This window comes from Photorhabdus heterorhabditis, assembly GCF_018448905.1.
Taxonomy (GTDB): Bacteria; Pseudomonadota; Gammaproteobacteria; order Enterobacterales; family Enterobacteriaceae; genus Photorhabdus; species Photorhabdus heterorhabditis.
This window is the reverse complement of sequence record NZ_RCWA01000142.1, coordinates 1-1,064: the sequence shown is the minus strand read 5'-3', so window position 1 is coordinate 1,064 and position 1,064 is coordinate 1. Positions and strand designations below refer to the sequence as shown.

Below are 1,064 nucleotides of genomic sequence, written 5' to 3'. Positions count from 1 at the left end.
AATATTGACGCATCACGGAATTTGGTACTCCATCGTGCCCAAGTCACCGGCGGCTCAGAAGAAACCACCCAGGAAATCATGAAGATTATGGGGCAGACGGGAATTGCGGCGTCTGCGGGAGTGGCTGGAGGGATCAGTAAATCTGGAGCAAAAGGAGTCAAAGGAAGTGCTGTACCAGTACCTAATCCAGTGACAGCGAATAATGGATTAGTTTATAAATCAAACAGTAAACACACTCTGGGAGGAAATGGAAATAGGCCAAGTGCTGGCCTTGAACCGCAAAATTCTCTCAATTTATTTGAAAAGTCAATACCAACAAAAGATCCTAAAGTTAGATTAGCGATAGACGAAAAAGGTAATATTCATAGATTTTTTAATGAGAGAAAAGATGGTTCAGGTTCATTCCATTGGAGTGGAAGCACTGGTGATGGTAAAAATGCTCTGGGTCATAATGAACTTCGGAAGTTTAACAGTGAAATAAAGCAACTAGGGGGTAAAAAATGATCTACGGACTTCCTTATGAATTTGCTGTTGCTTATGAAGTTTGTGAATCGTCAGAAGATGGTTATTGGCAATATGGAATATTTAATTTTGTCATAGATGACGTGATTGTTCCTGCCATCGGTTCAAACTACACACTTCATATGGCGATAAATCATCTGAAAGACAGCTTAGCGGAGTTTCCATCATGCAAGAAAATTGATACCTCCTTGTTTAGTCAGAACAAAGAAATTATGGAATTTATTGCTCATTCACATAATATTCTTTTGGATACAGATGATGATGATCTAGAGTTGCCAGAAATGGAGCAACAAGGAATAGATTTAACTCCTGTAGAATTTACAGATATTGGATTCTATATTTTTTACTATATTACAAATAATAGCGAGGATGAATTTATCATTTATACCAGTGATAGAGGATTGACTGTTACGATAAAACATTTTGAGAAAAATACCGTCAAAAATGTTATCGAACAACTACCAGAATTTAAAAAAATCTAATGCATATAAGTAAGTTGGAGTAAAAATCCCAGTCGATGTGAGCTGTACCCCAAATGTTAG

The 1,064-nt window shown here is 37.1% G+C and carries 1 protein-coding gene and 1 pseudogene; both read left to right on the top strand.

The window, feature by feature from the left end; all coding sequences use genetic code 11:
- A pseudogene (locus tag EAE89_RS22980) lies at positions 1-504 on the top strand (hemolysin/hemagglutinin-like protein HecA precursor); the annotation flags it as partial.
- The gene (locus EAE89_RS22975; RefSeq protein WP_065821922.1) at positions 501-1,004 is read left to right on the top strand and encodes an immunity 42 family protein; all 504 of its coding nucleotides are present in this window, start codon (positions 501-503) and stop codon (positions 1,002-1,004) included. The pseudogene EAE89_RS22980 and the gene EAE89_RS22975, both read left to right, overlap by 4 nt.
- Positions 1,005-1,064: the final 60 nt, after the last annotated feature.